Source organism: Achromobacter sp. GbtcB20 (genome assembly GCF_019091095.1).
Taxonomy (GTDB): Bacteria; Pseudomonadota; Gammaproteobacteria; order Burkholderiales; family Burkholderiaceae_B; genus Achromobacter; species Achromobacter mucicolens.
The window spans coordinates 1-551 of record NZ_JAGXJZ010000191.1 but is presented as its reverse complement, the minus strand read 5'-3'; the positions used below and the strand labels follow the sequence as shown (position 1 = coordinate 551).

At 75.5% G+C, this 551-nt stretch carries 1 protein-coding gene; it reads right to left on the bottom strand.

What is annotated here, in order from left to right:
* A partial coding sequence (locus tag KVT32_RS28505) for a tetratricopeptide repeat protein (protein ID WP_217619252.1) occupies positions 1-551 on the bottom strand: 551 nt, incomplete at both ends.

Sequence of the window (551 nt, the reverse complement as noted above, 5' to 3'; positions counted from 1 at the left end):
CCTGTCCGGCAAGGGCGTCGAGCGTGACGATATGGCCCGGGCCGAACAGACGCTCGCAAGCTTCGACCACCTGCTCGTGCAGCGCCAGCGCGCGCGGGAACTCGTCGAGCGCCGCCAGCGTGGCCGCCAGTCCAGACCGGGCGCTCAGGGTCTCGGCGTGTTCGGCGCCGGCGTCCTGGACGCAATGCTCGACCAGCAGTTCGTACTGGGCGCGCGCCTCGCGCAGGCGGCCGCTCTCGCGCAGCAGCGCCGCCAACGCCGAGCGGCTGGCGCGGGTGTCGGGATGGGCGTCGCCGAGCAGGCGCTGGCGCAATGCGGTGCTCTCCTCGAAACACTCCTGGGCCAGGGCCGTGCGTCCCTGCTGGCGGTGCAGTTCGCCCAGGCGCAGCAGGTCGCGCGCCAGCGGCGCCGCGTTCGGATCGGGCGCATTGCCGCCCAGCAGGCTGCCGCCCGCGCCGCGCTCGCTCGCAGCCAACGCGGCGCGGCCGGCGGCGACGGCGTCGAGCAGGTCGAGCTCGGCGCGCGACTGCCAGGGAAAGCGCCCCTGCGCC